This window comes from Lutibacter sp. HS1-25 (assembly GCF_004121075.1).
Classification (GTDB): domain Bacteria; phylum Bacteroidota; class Bacteroidia; order Flavobacteriales; family Flavobacteriaceae; genus Lutibacter.
The window spans coordinates 44,185-68,647 of record NZ_RHLN01000003.1 but is presented as its reverse complement, the minus strand read 5'-3'; the positions used below and the strand labels follow the sequence as shown (position 1 = coordinate 68,647).

The window sequence follows — 24,463 nt, the reverse complement described above, 5'->3', positions numbered from 1 at the left end:
ATTATTTTCAATAAATTTTATTGAAGTATTACTAATTTTTCTATTTTTTCTGCTTTTATATTTGAGTCTACTGCTTCAACTTTTAGTTTATACACATAAACTCCTTTTCCTATTTTTGAACCAAAATCGTCCAAACCATTCCATGATATTGATCTTGATAAATTTCCTTCAGTTTGAACTGCTTCATTGATTGTTTTTACCAATTTACCCGAAACAGTAAAAATTTGAACCTGTACATTTAACAATTGATTTGGTTTATTATGACCAAACCAAAACTCTGTATAAGTACTAAATGGGTTTGGATAATTTAACACATTGGTTAAAACCAAATCACTATCGTCAACCACCACAAAAGAAAACGTAGATTCTGATAAGTTATTGTAAGTATCCCATACTTTTAAAGAAATTGTATGAGGCCCCACTGAAAGGTTTCTAAAAGGATAGGTTACCTTTCCCTTTTTATAAGTATCTAAATCGGTTTCATAAAAATCGTTTAAAATTATTGGATTGTATTGATCTCCGTCTAAAATAGCAATTATATCGTGATCTACTGCCGTAATAGATGTATTTATACCATTTTCATCTTCTAAAACAGCTATAAAATTTGGAGACTCATTGGTATTTCCACCTTCAACAAAGTTTAAGTCATTCATATACAACTGAATGGTTGGACCGGTTGTATCTTCAGGAGCGTCGTTATTAATTCCACCTACTACAATATCCAAATTATAACCTGCCTTATCTATACTTTTATTGGTTGCGTATAAACTTAATTTTCCTTTTCCGTTAGCAACTTTAATATCTTTTGACGCAACAAATTCAAATGCAAACAGGCCGTTTTCAACTTTTGACCTTCCTGTAAATATTTTACTTTCCAAAACATCAAAAAACATTACAAAATTGTGATTGTCATTATCCAATGTTTTAGTTAAAATAGGTTTATCAAAAACCGTTACTTCAAATTCACCATTAAAATCATTTAAAACTGTTCCAAAATCATCTGTAACTTCACCTTCAAATTTAACAAAAGACAATGCTTTAATGGTATCTAAAGACTGATTGATATCTACACCATTCATTTTTGTAATACGCACATTTGGTTTTGGTATGTTAAGAGGCATTGCTGGATCGCCAAAATAATAAATAAAAAACCGTTGATTTGTTGAAAACTGATTTTTAACATTTAACAAAGATGCTGCAATGGTATAGTTTTCATTGTTGAAATTTAATAAAGGTTTTATCAAACGCTCGTTAAACGACTGTCCTACACTAATATAAATTTCTCGAGTTGTTGAAATTAACGATGAAGAACCGCCTTTGGCATTCCATATTAAATATTCACCTGCTGTTTTTCGTAACGGATTATCAAATCTAGTAAATTCACATGTTACAGTTACAAATAAAGGCATTTTAACACTATTGTTATAGGCCTGAATTTCTGGTACTGTTAAAATTCCTTCAGCTGCCCAGCCACCTTCACCTCCATGTCCAAAATAATCAACTAACAAAGTACCCTTTTCAACTTGATTTGTAATATCTACATTTACAGTTGGATATTTATTTCCTCCCGATGAACTTACTTGTACATAAGCATCGGCATATATTTTTTTCAAATTAAAAACAGGCTTATTGGCAGCAATTGTATCTGCTAATTTTTCCATACTTACCTCAATAATAGATTCTCCTTCAGCATCTATATCATCAGCAACCAATGTAATTTGATTGCGCCAACTCCCAAAAGAATTTGCACTGTAATAATTCAATATTTTATTTACAACCTGACTAGCCTGTAGAGGTTCAGTTACTGGAATTCTACCTGTTGCAATATCCTGACGATCAAATGACCCCAAACCTCCTTCATTTTCATCCATCATTCCATAATAATCATCTGTAACATACGATGATGCCAAATTAAAACTTTCATAAGCTTCAAATACCGGAACAACATTGTTATTACCGCTAATTCTATCTTTATAATCGTACGATGCATCTCCAAAAAGACAAATGTATTTTAACTGATTTGTAGTTGCATTGGTATATAAATTTCTTGCAAAATCTCTAATAGCCGTTAGATCTGGTGCCCCCGAAGAAAATTCATTGTAAATTTCTTCTAAAGAAATTACCTTGACAATTAAATTTGAATTTTGCACATGATAATCGGCTAATTTTTGAGCAACATCCATCAAATATTTTTTGGTAACAATAATATAGTCTACATTATTTAAGCTATGTAAATTTTGATTTACAACTTTTGAAACACTCAATCGTTTTGGCAGGTAATAATCACTTGAATTTAATGCAATATATTCGTGATTTACACCTCCGTTTACTTTAAAATTAAAAGTTGAAGCACTTGACTGATTTTCAATATTTATAGGTTTTAAAGGGTTTGTAACATCCCAAACCGCTTCAACACCCGAACCGTTTTCAATAACAAACTCAAATATTCCATTGGTTTTATTTGTGTTGAAATTTCTAAATGAAAATTGTTTTCCCAAAGATTTTAACTGCTTCAATCCTAATACTTCTATATAATCTAAATAAGCATTTGCTGAAGGATTTCCATTATTATTGTAAGTTATTTTAATAGGTACTGAATTTCCAGACATGGTTAATTTTCCACTACCTCTACTAGCTGATGCATGGTTTAAACCAAAGCTTGCCCCCAAATTAAAATTAAACAAATCTTGGTTATTTACCTTAACATTCATTTGAGTTGTTATTGAAGACTCTGCTACACTACGAACCCTTACTGTTAAATCTTTAGATGAATCAATATTATTAAAAGGTATTGAATAAGAATGTTCATTTTGAATAGAATAATTATCTCCAAACCACTGCTGACCAACAGCAAAAAGGTTTACTTTATCGACTTCAAAAAAAGTAAAATCATCAAAATTTGAAACTTGAAAATCAGCATCCTCAGTTATTGGAGTTTGATTTGCTATTCTTAAACCTTCAGAAGTACCTACAGTAATAAAATAATAAGCCTCATCAGAAAAAATATTGTATTGATGCTCTAACCCATCTAAGGTGTTATTTGAGTTAAACCATTTATTAGGACCTTGACCATAAAATAAAATATAATCATTATTATCAAAACTACCATCATCTTCACCACTTACAAAAATGGCATTTTGCTGTAAATCGTTGTGTCTAAATTCGCTATTTTTAAAAGGTAACATTGCACCTCCATTACCATAAATTTGAATATTTTTTGGGTTTATCCCATTTACATTCATTCCTAAGCTTTGCAAAAAAGATTTGTCTATTTTAAAAACACCAGTTGTATCTATACTAAACTTATACCAATCACCCGAAGCTAAAACCGAATTTTTAACAGCTGCTTTTTTGGTTTGCTTATTTTGAGCTTTAGAAATTTCGTATTCAAGATCAAATGATACTACTTTTTTTAAACCTTTTTCGTCTTTTACAACAGGAACAAGGACTAAAACAGCTTTAGATTTATCCCTTTCATTAGTAATATTGAAGCTAATTTCTAACTCGGTATTTAATTTTACAGGAGAAACAATACTTTGAGAAACATTGGTAATACGTTCGTATTGTACATTTTTAATGTTGAAATTTTGAAGAGTCATTCCGTATTCTACCTCCCATATTTCAGAAAAAGCTGGATTTAAATTAACGTCTAAAAAATTTCCTTCAACCAACACAGTGCTAACCTTAAAGCTTTTAAACACCTCAATATTAGCACTTTCATTCCATTTTAATCGAAAACTTTTTACTTCTATTTGTTGAGCAAAAATTACATTTCCAACCAAAAATAATATGACTATAATTATATTTCTTAATTGTTTCATCTAAATAATTAACGATAAATTATTCATGTTATTTTTATATATTGCAACAATACATATAATAAAGAAGAAATACAATCGTTAAAACAAAACATGACTGATTTATTTTTATTAAATTTATTTCTTGTAGAAAAATTTATTTAACGTAAATTGCGCCAAAATGGAAAACCCTATTAAGTTAAAAATGAATATGAACAGTTTATTTACTATGACTAGAATACATTTATTAATTTTTGTTAGTATTGCGCTTGTTAGTTGCCATAACAGAAACCCTAGCAACACCAATTCACTAACAGGATGGAGCTCAAAAGACAAAGCCAATGCTGGATTTTCTGAAAACGATGATTACAAAGGGCAAACTGCACCTCCAGGAATGGTTTTAGTTGAAGGTGGCTCATTTACTATGGGTGAAGTGCAAGACGATGTAATGTTTGATTGGAATACAACACCTGTAAAACAACAGGTTCGCTCGTTTTATATGGATGAATGCGAGGTTACAAACTCTGAATACTTATTTTATTTAGAGTGGATGGAAAAAGTTTTTCCACCAAATGATCCAAATTACAAAGCCATTTACCAATCTAGTGTACCAGATACACTTGTTTGGAGAGATGTTTTAGGATTTAATGAGTTATTAACTGAAAACTACTTAAGACATCCTGCATATGCTAATTATCCTGTAGTTGGTGTTAGTTGGTTACAAGCAAATCAATATTGCAAATGGAGAAGTGATCGTGTAAACGAAAAAATATTGATGGATAAAGGTATTTTAAATGACCTTTATGGAATGGATTCTACTAAAGTGCAAGGAAAAAACAACTTTAATACAGAAGTTTATTTATCTAACCCTAAATTGTTATTTGAAGGTGATTCAACAATTTACAATTATGGAAGATCTGGAGATTTAAGACAAGTTAAAGTTTCTGATGGTGTATTGGCATTAAAATTTAGATTACCAACTGAAGCCGAATGGGAATATGCTGCAAAAGCAATTGTTGAAAACAGAGAATATAACAACATTAGAGGTCGTAAAAAATACGCTTGGAAAAGCAAATATACACGTAACGCTGCATCTAAATATCAAGGAGACCAGTTAGCCAACTTTAAACTTTCTAAAGGTGATTATAGTGGTGTACCAGGTTGGAGTAATGATGGAGCTGATATTACAATTCAAGTAAAATCTTATGAACCAAATGCATTTGGATTGTATGACATGTCTGGTAACGTTGCTGAGTGGGTTGCTGATGTTTACAGACCAATAATAGATAACGATGCCAACGATTTTAATTATTTTAGAGGGAATTTATTCACCAAAAAAATGATAGATGCTGAAGGTAAAGTCGTTATTATTGATGATAATTCTGTTGAATTTGACACTTTAGACAACGGTCAAATGGTTCCAAAATATATGCCAGGAGAAATTAAATATATTCCAATCACCAAACGTGATGCTTATATGCGAAATAATTACGAAAAAGCATACAATGTTAACGCAAAAGATGGTGATTTAGCATCTACAAAATCTTATGAACAAGACGAAGATGAAATGGAATCTGCTCCTAGAATGTACAACTCTCCAGTAAAACCTCGTGAAATTGGGGAAAGCGGTTTAATAATACAACAATATGACGAAAAGGTTAGAAACACTTTAATTAGCGACGAAACTAGAGTTTATAAAGGTGGATCTTGGCAAGATAGAGCTTACTGGTTAGATTCTGCTCAAAGACGCTATTTACCACAATATATGTCGACTAACTTCATTGGTTTCCGTTGTGCAACAGACAGAGTTGGTTCTATGACTTATAAACGAAGAAAACCATCAACGACAAAAGTTAGATATTAAACTAATTTAACATATACAAAAACCTCACTGAAAAACTCAGTGAGGTTTTTTTTATATTTACCGTTAAAAAAAAATTTCCAAACAGTTATTTAAAACCTATTTAAATGAATATTGAAAATATTTATACGCTTTTTTTAGAACACAAATTAATTGATACCGATACTCGTAAAATAAGACACGGAAGCTTATTTTTTGCATTAAAAGGCGATAACTTTAACGGAAATGAATTTGCCAATGAAGCTATTGGTAAAGGTGCTAGTTTTGCTATAATTGATGAAAAAGCATATCAAACCAGCGATAAAACAATTTTAGTTGAAAATGTTTTAAGTACATTACAAGAATTGGCTAACTATCACAGAAAACAACTAAACACAACTATTATTTCACTTACAGGAAGCAATGGTAAAACAACTACCAAAGAGTTGATTAATGCTGTTTTGTCTAAAAAATACAAAACAACCGCAACTGTTGGTAATTTAAACAATCATATTGGAGTTCCTTTGACTTTACTTTCAATGACACCAGAAACCGAAATTGGCATTGTTGAAATGGGTGCAAATCACCTAAAAGAAATTGAGTTTTTATGTAAGATAGCAGAACCAAATTTTGGTTATATTACAAATTTTGGCAAAGCACATTTAGAAGGTTTTGGAAGTGTTGAAGGTGTTGTAAAAGCAAAATCTGAATTGTATGATTTTTTGCGAAATACAAATAGAAAAGCCTTTATAAATACTGATGATGTTAAACAAGTTACACAATCTAAAGGCATAGAAACAATTGAATTTAACAGTGATACTGTAAGCTTTATTGAAGCAAACCCGTTTGTAGTTGTCCAATTTAAAAATACAACAATCAACAGTCAATTAATTGGCAAATACAATTATAACAATATTGCGGTAGCTATTGCTATTGGTAATTATTTTAATGTATCTACAGATGATATTAAAATTGCCATTGAAAATTATATTCCATCAAACAATCGTTCTCAAATACTTTTAAAAGGAACAAATAAAATTATTTTAGATGCATACAATGCAAATCCAAGTAGTATGCAGGCTGCACTAGAAAACTTTAACCAATTAGCCGACAAGCACAAAGTTATATTTCTAGGAGATATGTTTGAGTTGGGTAATGAAAGTGCTTTAGAACATCAAAAAATAGCTGAATTAGCTACTTCACTTGATTTTGAAGAAGTACATTTAATAGGAAAAGCATTTTCTACAACGAGTGTAAAAAATGCTTTTGTTTATGAAAGTTTTGAAGCTTTTAAAACTTCAAAAATTAGTTTTTTAAACAATACTACAATTCTAATTAAAGGTTCCAGAGGAATGGCTTTAGAAAGAATTTTAGATTTGCTCTAACTTAAGTTGTTCTCTGTGGTATTCAATTAAACCATCTATAGGACGCCTTACAATGTTTCCAATTTCAATATTATTTAAATTGGCAACATGTTTTATAGCGTCTTGCGCAAAATAGGCAATAGAACCAACAAAATGTACTGGAAGACTTTTAGCTTCAGGGTAGGTCAAAATTCTATTTTCAAAGAATTCTGTCATTCCTTTACGCAAAACTTCATTAAAGTAATCATTTCTTTCATTTCTTAAAATAAACTCTACAAATTTGGCCAAATAAGCATTTGGATTTTCATTTTTGTAGATATTCTTTTTAATAACATCAGCATCTAAATCAAATTGCGTTTCAAAATGTTTCGCAAGATTACTAGGCATTCTGTTATAAAAATAATCGAGAATTAATTTTTTTCCAAAATAATTACCACTGGCTTCATCCATTAAAATATATCCTAATGAAGGGATTCTTGTCTCAACCTTTTCACCATCAAAATAGCTACTATTAGAGCCTGTTCCAAGAATACAAACTATACCAGGTTTTGTAGTTACTGCATAAACAGCAGCGTAAGTATCTTCTCTTACAACAACTTTAGCATTCACAAAAAATGATTCAAAAACAGCTTTTAGCAGCAATGACAACTTTTCAGTTCCACAACCAGCTCCATAAAAATAAACCTCTGTAACCTGATTTTTACAATCTAACAGCTCTTTATTTTCTTGAATTCTACTTGTCATTAGGCTTTCACTAAGAATTTCAGGATTTAAACCTTCAGTTCTGGTTTTAAAAACCTGAACGCCATATTTATCTAGTAAAATCCAATCGGCTTTGGTTGAGCCACCGTCTGCAATTAAAATCATTTTTTGTGAATTATATATATTAATTACTTAACGTTTGCAATGTAAGTAGCTAAGTCAACTAATTTAGTTGAATAACCAAACTCATTATCGTACCAAGAAACCAATTTAAAGAAGTTATCATTTAAAGCGATTGAAGCATCAGCATCAAATACACTTGTCATTGATTCAGAAACGAAATCTTGAGAAACAACAGCTTCTTCAGTATAACCTAAAACACCTTTTAATTCATTTTCTGAAGCAGCTTTTAAAGCAGCTTTTACTTCAGCCCATGATGCAGATTTTTCAGTTCTTACAGTTAAATCAACTACTGATACATCTGGAGTTGGTACTCTAAATGACATACCTGTTAATTTTCCGTTTAATTCAGGAATTACTTTTCCAACAGCTTTAGCAGCACCAGTTGAAGAAGGAATGATATTTGCTAATGCACTTCTACCACCTCTCCAGTCTTTTCTTGAAGGACCATCAACAGTTAATTGAGTTGCAGTTGTAGCGTGTACAGTTGTCATTAAACCTTCAACAATACCAAAGTTATCGTTAATTACTTTAGCTAAAGGAGCTAAACAGTTAGTAGTACAAGAAGCGTTAGACACGATAGTGTTAGCTGCAGTAATTTCTTTATGGTTTACACCCATTACAAACATTGGAGCATCAGCAGAAGGAGCAGAAATTGCTACTTTTTTAGCACCAGCAGTAATGTGTTTTTGAGCACCTTCTAAACTTGTAAAGATACCTGTACAATCTAATACGATTTCAGCACCTACAGCATCCCATTTTAAATCTTCTGGATTACGTTCAGCAGTAATTCTAATTTCTTTACCATTTACAACTAAGTTTCCGTTTGCAACTTCAACAGTTCCGTCGAATTTACCGTGTACAGAATCGTATTTTAATAAGTAAGCTAAGTGCTCAACATCTAATAAATCGTTAATTCCAACTACTTCTACATTTGGTCTTGCAGCAGCTACTCTAAAAGCTATTCTTCCAATTCTACCAAATCCGTTAATTCCAATTTTAATTGTTCCCATTTTATTAATTATATTTAATTTTTGTTTTTATTCTAATTTATGAAGTTATTTCAGCTACTTTAAGTAACTCTTTGTCTATTTCGTTATCCAATTTAATGGCTTTGTTCAATCCGGTTAGTACTACTTCGTTGTTAATAACACCTACCATAACACCTGAAACTCTATCAAGCAAACATTCAACAGCTGCAACACCTAACCTACTAGCTAAAACCCTGTCAAAGCAGCTTGGAGAACCACCTCTTTGCATATGACCAAGTACTGAAACTCTGATATCATAAATTGGGTATTTTTCTTTGATATAATCAGCTAATTCAAAAACACTTTTACCTATTTTCTCACCTTCTGTTACAACAACAATACTTGATGTTTTACCTTTATCTCTACCTTTTCCAAGTGATTCTTCTAATTTTTCAATACCAATTTCCTTTTCCGGAATTAATATTTCTTCAGCACCAGATCCAATTCCTGCATTTAATGCAATAAAACCAGCATCTCTTCCCATAACCTCAACAAAAAATAATCGGTTATGTGAACTTGCAGTATCTCTAATTTTGTCAATTACTTCTACAACTGTATTTAAAGCTGTATCGTAACCAATGGTATTATCTGTACCGTAAATATCGTTATCAATAGTACCTGGTATTCCAACAACTGGGAAGTTGAATTCTTGAATAAATTTTAAACCTCCTGTAAAAGTACCATCACCTCCAATAACAATAAGTGCTCCAGCGCCAACTTCTTTTAAATTTTCGTGGGCCTTTGCTCTTCCTTCTTCGGTCATAAATTCTTTAGATCTAGCCGACTTTAAAATAGTACCACCTTTATTGATGATATTACTTACTTGACGACCAGAAAGTGGTTCAAAATCACCTTCTATCAATCCTTGGTATCCTCTATAAATACCAACACATTCTATTCTATAATAAGTACAAGCTCTAACTACAGCTCGTATGGCAGCATTCATACCTGGAGCATCACCTCCTGAAGTTAAAACTGCTATCTTTTTTATTGGTTCATTCATTAGTTAAAATTATTCTTCAAAATTACTTTTAAATCAATTTTTTTCCTATTATTTACCTCTTTATTCACTAAAACGATTTCGGTAAAAAACTAGTTAAAAGACACCCTTTATTTTACTTAAAACTTAACATCCTCAAACATTTACATAAAATTTAATGAATTAGGATGAAATACAAAAATACCTATTTAAACCTAAAAAAAAGCTAAATAAAACCTAAATTATTAAAAAAGTCGTCTCATAAAAAAACGCCTTGAAAAGGCGTTTTTTACGATTATTAACAATAAAAATATCGCTATTACTCAACTTTAAATATGTAAGAAGACAAGGTATCTAACTGTATATTTATAGATCCAATTCCGTTTTTAACAACTAGGTTTTTACTTGTTTCACCATATAATTGATCTTTTACAGTATAATTTCCATCTTTTAATTTCCAATATTTTATTATTTCTGAAGGAATTTGAAGATCCAAATCGTAATTTACCAAATCATCAAAATTTGAAATCACAATTAGTTTTTCATTTTCAGACCAACGTACAAAAGAAAATATTTTACGTGAATAATTTGCTACATTTTGACGGTTGTAAGTATGAATTTCAGCATAATTACCCATCAAAGCTTCACTATTTATGGTAAAATTTAATAAACGTTTGTAAAAATCTCTTAATTCTTTTTCATTATCAGTTGACAAACCTCCATCAAAATTGTGATTGTTTACCCAACGTTGAAAAGTAGGAACACCCACATAATCAAATATTGAAGTACGTGTTGGCGATCCAAATCCTGCGTTTTCAGCTCCAGGCTCGCCTACTTCTTGCCCAAAATAAATCATTGTTGGCGATGTACTTATTGTTGCAGAAATCACCATTGCTGGCTTGCCTTTTTCAGCGGTACCTGCAAAATCTGGACTTGCAATACGTTGTTCATCATGATTTTCTAAAAAATGCAACATATTGTGCTCAATATCTGCTTTATAATCTTGTATTCCAACAATATGGTCTGTCCATCCGTGACCTTGCATAATATTTTTAATTGTATCGTACAACGCAACTTTATCGTATAAATAATCCATTTTTCCTAAATGAATATAAGCTCTATACATATCTGGATTGTAAACTTCAGCCAATAAAAACGCATCAGGATTTACCATTTTTATAGCTGAATTCATATAACTCCAAAATTCAACAGGCACCATTTCAGCCATATCATATCTAAAACCATCAACACCTTTTGCTGTCCAATACAAGGCAATATCTTTAAACTTTACCCAAGAACTTGGCACCGTTTTGTCTTTCCAAAAATCGAAATGTGCTTTGTAATCTTCGTTATCAAATCCTGCAGGTAATTCATCAAAATCTTTTTTTCCATCTGGACTTACACCGTAATTAATTTTTACTGTTTCGTACCAATCATTTACATCTGGTTTTGACAAGCGAGATCCATTTCCTGTCCATTTTGCAGGATTTTCATCAAACTTACCATCTGCTAACGGATGATTTTCACCTCCTAATGGCAAATAACCATCTCTCCATTCAGGTACTTGAAAAGCTTCACCCGGATTGTAATAAAAATTATTATTTACATCGTATTGCTTTGTTTTGTTGTCAGTAGCACCAAAATCTTGAACACCTTCAGGATTTGTTTTTCCTTCGTAATTTCTGGCAACGTGATTTGGAACAATATCAATAATCACTTTCATTCCAGCATTATGTGTTCTTCCAATTAAAGCCTCAAACTCTTCCAATCTTTTTGAAGGATCAACCGCCAAATCTGGATTTACATTGTAATAATCTTTTACAGCATATGGTGAACCTGCACGACCTTTTACAACATCTGGATCATCATTAGAAATTCCAATCGCTGTGTAATCTCTAATTACATCGTGGTGAGGAACTCCGGTATACCAAATATAAGTTACACCTAAGTCTTTAATTTCCTGAAGTGCTTTATCTGTAAAATCGTTGAATTTCCCAACTCCGTTTTCTTCAATAGTTCCCCAAGGTTTATTGGTTGTATTGGTATTTCCAAACAAACGCGTAAAAACTTGATAAACGACTTCTTTGTGATTTTTTTCAGTTTTCATAGGCTCTTTGATTTCTTTATTTTGTTGATTGCAAGCCACAAAAATAACAAATAGACTTATAATACTTACTACGAATGATTTTTTCATTATATTATTTTTTAATTATACTAATTGCAAAACCGCCACCTGATGCTAATTTTAAATTTAATTTAGATTGTTTGGTTAAGGCTATTTCTCTAATATTTATTGAAGTTGGATTCTCGTTCCAATGTGCATTTTCACCATCTTCATAAATAATTGCTGAATAAGTTGCGTTTTCATCTAAAAAATCAAATGAAATTTCCATTTCACGTGCTTCTTCATTGGTAATAGCACCTACAAACCAATTTTCTGAATTTCTTTCTTTTCTAGCAATAGTTACAAATTCACCAACTTCAGCATTTAAAACTTTCGTTTGTTGCCAATCAACTCCTACATCTTTTATAAATTGAAGCGCTGGATTTCCTTCGTAATTTTCAATTAAATCTGCGGCCATTTGAATCGGACTATAAATAACCACGTATAATGCCAATTGCTGTGCAATGGTTGTATTTACCTGGTTGTCTTTTTTCCATTTGTCGAATTTAATATCAAAAATCCCTGGCGTATAATCTACTGGACCACCCAACATTCTGGTAAAAGCTACAAGAGGTAAATGCGCTGGCGGATTACCACCATCACTTGCCCAAGCATTAAATTCTTGTCCGCGTAAACCTTCTCTTGAAATTGTATTAGGGTACGTTCTGCGTAAACCAGTTGCCTTAATTGGTTCATGCGCATTGATAGCTACTTGATATTTTGCAGCTTTCATAACAGCGTTGTTGTAATGGTTAACCATATGTTGCCCATGATGATATTCTCCTTTTGGTAAAATAGCCCCAACATAACCCGTTTTTACTGCATGAATTCCCAAACTTTGCATTAAAGCATAAGCAGTATCTTGTTGTTTCTCATAAGTTTCAGTAGCTGCTGAAGTTTCGTGATGCATAATAATCTCAACTCCTTTTTCTTTGGCATACCGTGCAACTTCTTCCAAATCGTAATCTGGATAAGGGGTTACAAAATCAAATACACCTTCCCTATCATCAAAACCAATCCAGTTTTCCCAACCAGTGTTCCAACCTTCAATTAAAACAGCTCCAATGTTGTTTTTTGCTGAAAAATCGATATAAGCCTTTGCATTTTCAGTAGTTGCACCATGTTTTCCGTGTGCATTACCAGTATCAACCCATTTTCCATCTACCATAGTCATTCCATAATCCCAAGTGGATTTATTTAAATGCATTTCCCACCAAATACCGGTATATTTTGCTGGCTTAAACCAAGAAACATCTCCTAATTTGTTAGGCTCATTTAAATTAACAATCAGCTTAGATTCTATTAAATCACCTGCTTTTTCAGCAATTTGCATAGTTCGCCAAGGTGTATTAAACGGCACTGTTCTTTTTACCTTATAAACTGTATTTCTAGACCCTACTAAATTGCTAGTCATTGCCAAATTTTCCGTATCAACTTTTAAAGTCATATCCGAATAATCTATCAAACCTGCTTCATGAAAACTCAAATACAAACCTTCAGCTGTTTTCATGGTAACTGGCGTATTTACGGCATTTTCTGGAATATAAGTATGCTGACCTAAATTTGGATGATTGGCTTTTGACAACGCATCAATTTCATTAAAATTAGATGTATTATACAAATGCTCATAAATATCCCAATCACCTGGCGCCCACCAAACTTTATGGTTTCCAGAAAGATTAAATTGGGTATTTTCATCCATTATCAAAACTTCCGAAAGGTTTTCCTGTTCTGGAAATTCATATCTAAAACCTATACCATCATTATAAACTTTAAAAACCAAGTTCAATTTTCTTTTTAATGCAGCAGTTTCTTGTAATTCAATTTTTAATTGATTGTATTTATTTTCTACTTCTTTTTGTTCTCCCCAAGGCATTTCCCAAGTTTCCTCAAAATTAGAAATAGCGACATTCACAATTTCAAAATCATTAGCCAAAGCTGGTTGGTCTTTTATTTCAAAACCCAAGGTTGAAGGTTTTATGATTGTTTTATTTTTAAACAAAACTTCATAAGTTGGCGTTCCTTTTTCACTCAACTTAAATGCAACTTCAACATTGTTATCTGGTGAAGTAATTTTAGTTTGTAATGTTGCTTTTTTTGAACAAGAAAAAAGCAAAACACTTAAAATTAAGCTATAAAATTTTACATACTTCATCTCAAAAAAATTTTAAAATGATTTTTCTAACAATACCAAAGTGAAAGGAGATTCAATACTTACTTTTCCGCCTTTAACAATTGTCTCAATTCCAGAATAAGCATCTATTACCTTATCGCCTTCATTAAAAATAGTACCAACCGAAATTTCTTTAATACCTTTACTTAAATCCAAACCAACAACAACGGCATCGGTAAAATTTTCTTTTGAATAAGTACGTTGAAAAACATAAGGTGCTTCACTAATCATTTTATGCACTCCTGCCCCTACTGAAGGATGATTTATCCTAAATTTCCCTAATTTTTGATAATGTGCCAATAGCAATTTAGTAGACTCATTATTTTCAATATCGTCCCAATTCATAAAAGAACGCAAAGTTGCATCACCAACAGTTCCTTCAATAATTAAAGGACGAGCAGATTCGTCTCCATAATATATCTGTGAAGTTCCAGGGCATAACAATAGTAATTCTGCAGATTGATACGTTTTAGTTCGATCTTTATCAAAAGGTTGTCCATCATCATGCGATGTTAAATAATTTAAAACACCATATCCTTTTAACTGGTTGTTTAAAATACTATCATATTTTGAAAATATTTCTTCCTTGCTAATTTGTGCAGCATTCCATTTAAGTTCAAAATTGATTAAACTTTGAAAAGCCTTATCATAATAGTTCACTTTTTTATCACCAAAATCAAAAAACTGACCATTACTTATGCTATAATTATAAACCTCTCCAACCAAATAAAAATTATTATCATCTAAAACCAAGTCTGGATTTTCTTTTTTCCATGTCTCAAAAGCATAATCACATTCTGTTTTAAACTCTTGCCAAACAGCCTCTTGCGTATGTTTTACAGTATCAGCTCTGTAGCCATCAACCCCAAATTCTACAATATAATCTGTTAACCATTTGATAATATAATATTTAGGAGCTCTTGGATAGCCTGTTCTTTCAAAAAAAGCATCCAACTCTTTTATTTCCTGTTCGTATCTTCCTTCGGATTTCCATTTTTCAACCAATTGAGGTGGCAAATCAACATTTTCATCGCTATCGGTTAAAATATCAGGTAAATTTTCAACCAACGTACAATTTATAGTAGAATCATAATCTTGATACTTACAAGTAGGGCCTGTTAAAACCCAGTTATCTGGCCAAACAGGATCTTGATTTGTTACAGGACCCGTGTGATTTATTACACCATCTAAAACAATTCTAATTCCTTTTTTATGAGCAGCTTGTACCAATTTTTTTAGATCATCCTTTGTACCAAAATTTGGATCTAAACTTGTCCAATCTTTTGCCCAATAACCATGATAACCATAAGTTGCACCAGTACCTTCATCAACAGCTCCATGAATTTGTTCAACAATTGGCGTAAACCAAATAGCATTAATTCCCAAATCGGTAAAATAACCTGCTTCAATTTTTTGGGTAATTCCAACTATATCACCACCTTCAAAACCTCTTAAAAGTCCGGTTTCTTGGGTTCTTTCAAAATTGATATCGTTTGAAGTGTCTCCATTATTAAAACGATCTGTTAGTAAAAAATACATATTAGCACCTTCCCAAACAAAAGGCGTTTCTGCTTTTTTTGATTGTACTGCTTCTTTATTATTTTTTTCAGAACAACCCACAATTAGTGCTAAAACGACAATAAAACTTGTGATTTTTTTCATTGATTTATAATTTAATTTTAATATTTTTTTCAGATTTTTTATTTAATGAAACAGCAATAACAAGGGTTTTACCACTTTCATTCCAAGTATAATTATAACCTTTCACTTTTTTAGGTGCCTTAGCTATATTATGAATAACCAATTGAATTTTTTTTGAATAAAACTCGAAGTTTTCACCTAATTCTTGTTCAATTTCAATATTTAAGGAATTGTTTTTAAACTCACTTTCAAATTCTATAATTTCGTACATTCCTTTTTCAAAAGCATTTGGTGTTTCACCATCATCATTGTACAATTCAAATTCACTTTCTGAAACAGTTTCATCAAAATAAAAATGAGCATTGAACGACTTTAAACTATACGATGTTGTATTTTGTATTGTCTCAATCATTGGGATAAAAGCACCTCCACGCACATAGGTTGGGATACTTTCTTCAACCAAATTTACAGCCAAAGTTTGTCCGCCTTCAACTTTCTCATCAGTATAAAAATTAAACCAATTAGAATTACTTGGAAACGAAACTTCCTGTGTTTTTAAACCTGCATCAACCACTGGGCTTACCAAAAATTCATTTCCCCATAAATAAGCTTTATTGTTATTTAAAGCCTCCTTATTTAAAGGTTCATCAAAAAATAAAGGGCGCATTAAAGGCGTTCCTTTTTGATTGTTTTCAAAAGCCAACGTGTAATTATAAGGCATTAATTGGTAACGCAATTCAATAGCTGATTTTGCTAAAGCTTTGGTTTTTGGTTCTCTAAAAACAGGTTCAGAAGGCACATCTTCTTGCGCATGCGGACGATAAATAGGCTGAAAAACACCGTATTGCAACCAACGCGTATACAACTCATCGTCTAAATTAGCTCCTGCAAAACCACCCAAATCAGAGTGCATATAACCCATTCCTTGCATTCCCATTTGCAACGCAATTTCAACTTGCGGTTTTAAACCTCCCCAAGTTCTATTTACATCACCCGACCAAGGAATTAAACCGTAATGTTGTGATCCTGAATAACCTGCGCGCATTAAAATAAATGGTCTTTGTTCTGGAAAATTATTTTGATAACCTTCAAAAACCAGTTTAGCCCAATTGTGACCATAAATATTGTGCACCTCATCTGCAGTTCCAGTAACGTGTAACAAATCAGAGGGATGCACTTCAGGCTCACCTAAATCGCCCCACCAGCCACCAACTCCAAGATCAATGTGTTTTTTGTAAACATTCCAAAACCAATCTTTTCCTTCAGGCTTAAAAATGTCTATAATACCTGTATTTCCAAAATAAAAATCGTAGGTATAAGGTTTTCCATCTTTAGTTAGCCCTAAAATATTTTTTTCAACAACTTCATCCCATTTGCTTGAAGTTGTTAGTACAAATGGCTCTGTAATTAATATGGTTTTTACACCTTTATCCTTCAATTCTGAAATCATTTTTTTAGGATCTGGAAACGAATCTTTGTCGAATTCTAAATTCCCCATAGTACCTTGAACCGTTTTCCCGAACCAGTATAAATCTAAAATAATGGCATCAACCGGAATTTCTTCCTCTATAAAAGCATCGATTGTATTGATAGTTTCTTCTTGTGAATGATATCCAAATCGGCTAGAAAAATTTCCCAAAGCCCAGCGCGGAATCATAGGTTGCTTACCGGTTAAACTTACATATTGACCAACCAAGTCTGTCCAATTATCGCCTGCAACAACTTGATACACTTTACGGCCACTAATAGTTTCATATTGCAACGAATTGTCTTTTTTACTATCCAAATCTAAAAATCCAATTGGTGCATTGTCAAAATGAATAGCGTATAAATTTGAAGAATAAACTAACGGAATGGTAAAATTCATCAATTCAGAATGTGTTTCATAGCCATAATGAGCTCTATTATACAATTCTAGTTTATTACCTCTTCTGTTCATTCCTAAAACACGCGCACCGCCACCATATAAAAATTCATCGGCTGTTAAGTTAAAATCCAACACTTCGTGCTTTTCAGATTTTAAATACCCTTTTCTTTCAGAAATAAGGGGTTTGTTTTTGTAGAAATACGAAATTTGAAATGGTGACTTTTTAATTTCAACCTCAATTCCTTCGGTAATTAATTTTATTGAATTTTGACTTTCTGAAACCTTAAAACTTACCGTTTCTGGTTTTAAAACTATCGCATGTGAATTTGGGTTTACTTTTTCTCCATTTGGAATAAATGATGTTTCTATAATTTTTGTAGTATATGGTTTTATAGTATAAACACCATCGGAAGTAGTGATATTAATTTGTGAATTTTCTTGATTGAAATCGACAAATTTTCTGTTTTCATTTTGTGCATAACCAATGGTAAATGACAAACCAAAAACAAGTAATGATAATTTAAATAGTTTCATATTTTATTTTATTTAAAACTTTATAAGATTTTTAAAAATGCTGATTTTTCACTTTTTTTTGGAACAATCTAACTTTTTTAATCGTAAGTTTTGGATATTGTATAGGATGCATTTTTTGAAGCACCCACTATAAAATAGTTAAAAATAAAACGACACAAAAACTATAATTTTTAACTATTGAGAAAGAATTTTAATTTGAAAACCGTTTGCCAATATAACAATACTGGCAAACGGAACTCATTATAAATTAAACTGTTACCAGTTGGTTTGAAGGAATTGAAATTTCTTTGTTATTAACAAATAATTTTAACTCACTATCAGATTCATTCATAAATTTACATTCATTTTTACTAATGTAAACTTTTAAAATACTGCCTCTAAAATTAATTGTAAAAGAATACGATTTCCATTCAGCAGGAATTTGTGGTTTAAAGTTTAAAACACCATCATCCCAAACACGCATACCTCCAAATCCTTGAACAATAGACATCCAGGTTCCTGCCATACTTGTAATATGACAACCTTCGTGCACCTCGTGGTTATAATCATCTAAATCTAAACGCGATGTTCTAACATATTGTTCATACGCTTTTGGCATTCTATCAATAGATGCTGCCAAAATTGAATGCACACAAGGAGACAATGAAGATTCATGAACTGTTAAAGGCTCATAAAAATCAAAATGACGCTCTAATTCATCTTTGCTAAATCTGTTTTCAAACAAAAACATACCTTGTAAAACATCGGCTTGTTTAATATAACACGAACGTAAAATACGATCCCAAGACCATTTTTGGTTAATTGGTCTTTCTGATTTTGGTAATTGTGAAACAGGAATAATTTCTTTATCTAAGAAACCATCTTGCTGTAAAAATACTTTTCTCTCTTCATCAAAAGGAAAATACATATTGCCCGAAACTTCTAACCATTTGTTTATTTCAGCGTCGGTTAAATTAGTTTTAGCCATTACACGCTCAAAATCTGCACCATACAAATCTCTTACTTTTGCCAAACATTCTACTGTATATTCAATACACCAAGCCGCTAAATAATTGGTATAAAAGTTATTGTTGATGTTATTTTCATATTCATTTGGACCAGTAACACCTAAAATTACATATTGCTCTTTTGCTGCCGAATAATTTGCTCTTTGATGCCAAAAACGTGAAATCGCAATCATAACTTCCAATCCGTTTTTTGGAATGTATTCAAAATCTTGGGTAAAGTTTACATAGTTGTAAATACCATAAACCATTGCGCCATTACGATGAATTTCTTCAAAAGTAATTTCCCACTCATTATGACATTCTTCTCCGTTCATTGTAACCATTGGATACAAAGCCGCACCATTTTTAAAACCTAATTTAGCTGCATTTTCAATGGCTTTATCTAGTTGATTGTAACGGTATAACAATAAGTTTTTAGCTACGCTGGCATCTTTGGTTGCCATATAAAACGGTATACAATAAGCTTCCGTATCCCAATAAGTACTTCCTCCATATTTTTCACCTGTAAAACCTTTAGGACCAATATTTAAACGAGCATCGGTACCCATATACGTTTGATTTAATTGAAAAATATTAAAACGAATACCTTGTTGCGCTTTAACATCGCCTTCAATTACAATATCAGCAGTTTTCCAAATTTCAGCCCAAGCATCTATTTGAGATTGCAATAATGTTTTAAAACCAAGTTCTTTGGCGCTCTTAACATTTAATGCTGCTGCTGCAATTAGTTCTTCATTTTTATAATTTAAAGAACTAACATAACTTCCATATTTATAAATAGTAATGGTTTCGCCCTCAGCAACAGTTAAACTATAAGTATATGTTAATGATTTTTCGGCAATTTCAGTTTCTTGAGGCACTTCAACAGATTTACCATTGATAGCAAACTCAACTTCCATAGCTGTTGCTACATGAAATCCTGTTTTTAATGTTTTTGAAAGAATACAACCGTTGTTTGTACCTTCAACAATGTTTAAAATTTCCCAGAAAAATTCATCGTAATTAGCATCTTCATTTTCAATACCAGCATCTAAATAAGGCGAAAAAGTAATTTCACCCGAAAAATTCAATGCTTTAATTTGGTATTCTATAGCTCCAACTTCGTTGTATTTTACACTTATCAAACGTTTTGCAAAAACTTCAATTTCTTCACCTGTTGGCAACGTTGCCTGAAAAGAACGACTTAACCAGCCTTCTTTCATGTTTAACTCACGTTTAAAATTTGAAATTTTACAAGTATTTAAATCAAACGTAGTTTCATTGATTTTAATGTGAATTCCAATCCAATTTGGTGCATTTAATACTTTTGCAAAATACTCTGGATAGCCATTTTTCCACCATCCAACTCTTGTTTTATCAGGATAATAAATACCTCCAATATAACTTCCTTGAAAAGTTTTACCACTATAATCTTCTTCAAAATTGGCACGTTGCCCCATTGACCCGTTTCCTATACTAAACAAACTTTCAGAAGCTTCAACATTTTCAGCATCAAAACCATCTTCAATAATTGACCATTCGTTAGGAATAATATAATTCTTGTTCATCTCTTCTTAATTAATTATTTTCATAAAAAACTCTGTTGTAAATTCGCTAGTATCCTTTAAAACATAGGTAGCTTCACTTAATAATTGAGCATCTCCAATTCCAATACTTACCATATTTGCAGCATTTGCAGCTTCAACACCAGCAATGGCATCTTCAACAACAATACAATTTTCTGGTTTCATATTTAATTTTTGAGCACCAATTAAGAACACTTCAGGATCTGGTTTTGCTTTAGAAACATCGTTACCATCAACAATGGCAGCAAATCTATTTAACAGTCCTACTTTTTCTAAAATTAATGGTGCATTTTTACTTGCTGAACCCAAAGCATATTTGATATTATTGCTATCTAAATTATTTAGCAAATTGTTGATACCTGGTAAAATTTCTTCAGCAGTCATTTTGTTAACATAACCCAAATACTCGGTATTTTTTAGCACCAATAATTCCTGTTTTTTTTCTTCAGAAATTGTTACTTTACCAATATTCAACAAAATTTCAAGAGATCTAACTCTACTCACACCTTTTAACAATTCGTTGTGTTCTTCAGTAAATTCAAACCCCAAGGATGTTGCTAAATTTCTCCAGGCTAAAAAGTGATACTTTGCGGTATCTACAATTACACCATCTAAATCAAATATAAATGCTATTTCTTTTTTCATTTTTTTAAACTTATATCTCGGTCACTTTAATATCTTCATTAATTTCATCACTTGTATCATCTACAAAACGAACAGCTATCCCACCTAAAATCATTATTATTCCTGCAAACACTAAAATGTAAATTCCTTCACCACCGAAGAAACTACGTAAAATTGGCCCTCCTAAAACACCACTTAATATTTGTGGCACTACAACCGTTAAGTTAAAAAGCCCCATGTAAACTCCCATTCTTTTTGTTGGCAAAGTTCCAGACAAAATGGCATATGGCAATGCTAAAATTGCTGCCCAAGCAATTCCAACTCCAATCATTGAAATTAACAACATATATTGATCGTGAAAAAAGTAGGTTGAGATATATCCCAATCCTCCAAATAATAGAGACAATGAAAATACAAATTTTCTATTGGTTAACTTAATAAGTTTAGGCATAATTATCGAGTACAACGCTGCTACTAAACTATAAACTGCAAAACAAATTCCAACCCAGTTACCCGCATTATCAAATGCTTCTCTTATTGAAGGGTCAGTAACCGTTTCCGGATTGTAATCTATAGGTACACCAAAATAATGTTGTGAAATTGCTGTTGTTGAATACACCCATAACAAAAACAAAGGAAACCATGAAAACATTTGAACTACAGCCAATTGCTTCATTGTTTTAGGCATCTTTAAAATTAGTTTAAAGAAACTTTCTTTATTAGGTTCTTCCTTTTCAACAGCTCCGCTAAATGCTTCAAATTCTTTTGGTGGATATTCTTTTGTTTTAAAAACAGTTACTAAAACACTTAATAACAATAAAGAACCTCCAATATAGAATGACCAAATAACCGATGGTGCAACTTTTCCTGCTTCTGCTTCATTTACTACACCTGCCCAAGTCAATATAAAAGGCAACGCTGAACCAATTACAGCTCCTGCATTAATTAAGAAACTTTGAATGGAATATCCTACATTGCGTTGTTCATCAGGAGTCATATCTGCAACTAAAGCTCTAAATGGCTGAAATGTAATATTAAAAGAAGCATCCATTAGTGCGAGCATAGCAACGCCAAAAGCTAGGGCAGCTCCACCTTTTATAATTAAAGGTGCATTAGGCATAAAAAACATTGCTACCATAGAAACAAGTGCTCCAAACAAAATATATGGAGATCTTCTTCCTAAGCGTGTCCAAGTTTTATCACTTGCAGCACCTACAACTGGTTGTACTATAAGCCCCATAATGGGTGCTACAAGCCAAAAGAAGGAGAGATTATGTGGATCTGCTCCCAAACTCGTTAAAATTCGACTCGCATTTGCATTTTGCAACGCAAAACCGAATTGAACTCCCAGAAAACCGAAACTCAAATTCCAGATTTCCCAGAAACTTAGTTTCCGTTTAATCATAATGATTTTATTAATAATTATACAATTTAAGACCGTAGGTCTTAACTTTTTTTTGTGTGAAGTGTGAAAAAATAGTAAGTGTAAAATTAATTTTACGTAACAAATATATAAATAAATTTTATTTAATTCATTTATATACAGACGCTAATTTGCAAAAAAAATTGAAATTATAGTACTCTAACCTTTGAGTTGCTGCTATTTTTTTTAAAAAAAATTAGCAGCAATGGCTTAAATTATTACTTTGTAATGTTTTTTTCTGAAATTAAAGTCGAATTACGAATTTTTAAACTGGTTGAAATCACCTCTTTTTGAAACGCATTTGGTGCTTTATTCTCAATTCTATTAATTAATAATTCAGCAGCTTGTTTTCCCATTAAAAAACCATGTTGCTCTACACATGTTAATGGTGGTGATGTAAATTCTGAAATTAATCCACTTGTAAAACCAATAATTGCAAGGTCTTCTGGAATAGACAAACCTCGTTCTTTAGCTAAAATTAAGGCATTAGCTGCATATATTTCATTAACTGCTAATATGGCGTCTGGCGGGTTTGGAACGTCAAAAACTTTTGCAATTTGAGTACGTAAATCTAATTTATCATCAATTTTAAAAATTAAACTTTCATCAATAGCAACACCATTGTTTGTCAATGCTTTAATATAACCTGCTTTTCTTAAAGATCCTACAGACACATAATCTTCGGTTGTAACTATTGCTATTCTTTTAGCTCCAATCTCTAATAAATGATTGGCAGCTTTATAACCTCCTCCAATATCATCAATAATTACTTTATCACATTTTATTTCATCGGTTATTCTATCAAATAAAACCAACGGAAATTCATCTTTTGTCAGTGATTCAAAATGGCTAAAATTTTGATTTTTCTGTGTTTCTCTAGCAATTGAAACAATTAAACCGTCTACACTACCATTTGCTAACAAACTAAAGTTCAACACCTCTTTTTCATATGATTCGTTAGAAACACATACCATTACATTGTATCCTTTTTGATTTGCATACTGCTCAATACCATCAATTACTGTAGAAAAAAAATGATGCACAATTTCAGGAATAATAACACCAATAACAGATGTTTTTTGATTTCTAAGTTGTAAAGCTAAATTGTTAGGTTTATAGTTATAATAATTTGCATAAGCTTGGATTTTCTCTCTCATTTCTTCACTTATTTCATGACTCCCCTTTAAGGCTTTTGAAACTGTTGAAATAGATACTCCAAATTCTTTTGCTATATTTTTTAAGGTGATTCTTTGCTTCATTACAATTATTGTGTGTGTGATTTTATACAAATATAAAACTATTATAAATAAGAACGGAATACAACTGAGAAAACTAACCTACTTTTTGATAAAAAAACACGCATTTCCTACACATATTTACCCCTAAATATTGCTAAATTGATAATTTTTAACAAAATTTTAGAAAAAAAATCACATCAACTCTAACGTTAGAGTTGAAAAGTTATAAACACGAAAACGTTTGCGTTGTTTTAAAAAACGTGTTAATTCTATGTTAATTCCTTAACTTCACACAGTGAAAAGTAAAAAAATAGTACAAATTCTTAAAACAAAC

Annotated in this window: 14 protein-coding genes; 2 read left to right on the top strand and 12 right to left on the bottom strand. The window is 31.6% G+C overall.

The window, feature by feature from the left end; all coding sequences use genetic code 11:
- Nucleotides 1-17: 17 nt before the first annotated feature.
- Nucleotides 18-3,821 (bottom strand): type IX secretion system sortase PorU, encoded by a 3,804-nt coding sequence (porU, locus tag EC396_RS02505; protein ID WP_240665622.1) that lies wholly within the window; start codon nt 3,819-3,821, stop codon nt 18-20.
- 157 nt (nt 3,822-3,978) lie between these two features.
- On the opposite strand from porU, the gene gldJ reads away from it, so the two are divergent.
- Both gldJ and murF read left to right on the top strand, forming a co-directional pair.
- Nucleotides 3,979-5,661, top strand: coding sequence for a gliding motility lipoprotein GldJ (gldJ, locus tag EC396_RS02500; protein WP_370276406.1), 1,683 nt, complete (start codon nt 3,979-3,981; stop codon nt 5,659-5,661).
- A 104-nt stretch (nt 5,662-5,765) separates the two neighbouring features.
- Nucleotides 5,766-7,022, top strand: a complete 1,257-nt coding sequence (gene murF / locus EC396_RS02495) for a UDP-N-acetylmuramoyl-tripeptide--D-alanyl-D-alanine ligase (RefSeq protein ID WP_129365134.1) — start codon at nt 5,766-5,768, stop codon at nt 7,020-7,022.
- On the opposite strand, the gene EC396_RS02490 is transcribed toward murF, so the two are convergent.
- The 11 genes from EC396_RS02490 to EC396_RS02440 all read right to left on the bottom strand — a co-directional run bounded on the left by EC396_RS02490 (nt 7,008) and on the right by EC396_RS02440 (nt 24,150).
- A complete protein-coding gene (locus EC396_RS02490; RefSeq protein ID WP_129365133.1) occupies nt 7,008-7,868 on the bottom strand; it encodes an N-acetylglucosamine kinase in 861 nt (286 codons plus the stop codon). The genes murF and EC396_RS02490 overlap by 15 nt on opposite strands.
- Before the next feature lie 23 nt (nt 7,869-7,891).
- Nucleotides 7,892-8,896 (bottom strand): type I glyceraldehyde-3-phosphate dehydrogenase, encoded by a 1,005-nt coding sequence (gap, locus tag EC396_RS02485; protein WP_129365132.1) that lies wholly within the window; start codon nt 8,894-8,896, stop codon nt 7,892-7,894.
- Nucleotides 8,897-8,933: 37 nt separating this feature from the next.
- On the bottom strand, nt 8,934-9,917 hold the full coding sequence (pfkA, locus tag EC396_RS02480) for a 6-phosphofructokinase (protein WP_129365131.1): 984 nt from the start codon (nt 9,915-9,917) through the stop codon (nt 8,934-8,936).
- A gap of 295 nt (nt 9,918-10,212) precedes the next feature.
- A complete protein-coding gene (locus EC396_RS02475) occupies nt 10,213-12,087 on the bottom strand; it encodes an alpha-amylase family glycosyl hydrolase (RefSeq protein WP_129365130.1) in 1,875 nt (624 codons plus the stop codon).
- A gap of 4 nt (nt 12,088-12,091) precedes the next feature.
- Entirely contained in the window at nt 12,092-14,212 is a 2,121-nt protein-coding gene (locus EC396_RS02470; RefSeq protein ID WP_129365129.1) for a glycoside hydrolase family 97 protein, read from the bottom strand.
- Between the two features lie 12 nt (nt 14,213-14,224).
- Entirely contained in the window at nt 14,225-15,892 is a 1,668-nt protein-coding gene (locus EC396_RS02465; protein ID WP_129365128.1) for an alpha-amylase family glycosyl hydrolase, read from the bottom strand.
- Nucleotides 15,893-15,896: 4 nt separating this feature from the next.
- The gene (locus EC396_RS02460) at nt 15,897-18,272 is read right to left on the bottom strand and encodes a TIM-barrel domain-containing protein (RefSeq protein ID WP_129365127.1); all 2,376 of its coding nucleotides are present in this window, start codon (nt 18,270-18,272) and stop codon (nt 15,897-15,899) included.
- 247 nt (nt 18,273-18,519) lie between these two features.
- Nucleotides 18,520-20,826 (bottom strand): glycoside hydrolase family 65 protein, encoded by a 2,307-nt coding sequence (locus tag EC396_RS02455; protein ID WP_129365126.1) that lies wholly within the window; start codon nt 20,824-20,826, stop codon nt 18,520-18,522.
- 6 nt (nt 20,827-20,832) lie between these two features.
- Nucleotides 20,833-21,489, bottom strand: coding sequence for a beta-phosphoglucomutase (gene pgmB, locus EC396_RS02450; RefSeq protein WP_129365125.1), 657 nt, complete (start codon nt 21,487-21,489; stop codon nt 20,833-20,835).
- Between the two features lie 10 nt (nt 21,490-21,499).
- On the bottom strand, nt 21,500-22,873 hold the full coding sequence (locus tag EC396_RS02445; protein WP_129365124.1) for an MFS transporter: 1,374 nt from the start codon (nt 22,871-22,873) through the stop codon (nt 21,500-21,502).
- Nucleotides 22,874-23,109: 236 nt separating this feature from the next.
- On the bottom strand, nt 23,110-24,150 hold the full coding sequence (locus tag EC396_RS02440; protein WP_129365123.1) for a LacI family DNA-binding transcriptional regulator: 1,041 nt from the start codon (nt 24,148-24,150) through the stop codon (nt 23,110-23,112).
- Nucleotides 24,151-24,463: the final 313 nt, after the last annotated feature.

Bases quoted from the DNA above. Each gene is read 5' to 3' on its own strand.
- EC396_RS02470 (WP_129365129.1), bottom strand. From the start codon at position 14,212: ATGAAGTATGTAAAATTTTATAGCTTAATTTTAAGTGTTTTGCTTTTT.
- EC396_RS02490 (WP_129365133.1), bottom strand. From the start codon at position 7,868: ATGATTTTAATTGCAGACGGTGGCTCAACCAAAGCCGATTGGATTTTA.
- EC396_RS02455 (WP_129365126.1), bottom strand. From the start codon at position 20,826: ATGAACAAGAATTATATTATTCCTAACGAATGGTCAATTATTGAAGAT.
- EC396_RS02460 (WP_129365127.1), bottom strand. From the start codon at position 18,272: ATGAAACTATTTAAATTATCATTACTTGTTTTTGGTTTGTCATTTACC.
- gldJ (WP_370276406.1), top strand. From the start codon at position 3,979: ATGGAAAACCCTATTAAGTTAAAAATGAATATGAACAGTTTATTTACT.
- pgmB (WP_129365125.1), bottom strand. From the start codon at position 21,489: ATGAAAAAAGAAATAGCATTTATATTTGATTTAGATGGTGTAATTGTA.
- pfkA (WP_129365131.1), bottom strand. From the start codon at position 9,917: ATGAATGAACCAATAAAAAAGATAGCAGTTTTAACTTCAGGAGGTGAT.
- EC396_RS02440 (WP_129365123.1), bottom strand. From the start codon at position 24,150: ATGAAGCAAAGAATCACCTTAAAAAATATAGCAAAAGAATTTGGAGTA.
- gap (WP_129365132.1), bottom strand. From the start codon at position 8,896: ATGGGAACAATTAAAATTGGAATTAACGGATTTGGTAGAATTGGAAGA.
- EC396_RS02445 (WP_129365124.1), bottom strand. From the start codon at position 22,873: ATGATTAAACGGAAACTAAGTTTCTGGGAAATCTGGAATTTGAGTTTC.
- porU (WP_240665622.1), bottom strand. From the start codon at position 3,821: ATGAAACAATTAAGAAATATAATTATAGTCATATTATTTTTGGTTGGA.
- murF (WP_129365134.1), top strand. From the start codon at position 5,766: ATGAATATTGAAAATATTTATACGCTTTTTTTAGAACACAAATTAATT.
- EC396_RS02475 (WP_129365130.1), bottom strand. From the start codon at position 12,087: ATGAAAAAATCATTCGTAGTAAGTATTATAAGTCTATTTGTTATTTTT.
- EC396_RS02465 (WP_129365128.1), bottom strand. From the start codon at position 15,892: ATGAAAAAAATCACAAGTTTTATTGTCGTTTTAGCACTAATTGTGGGT.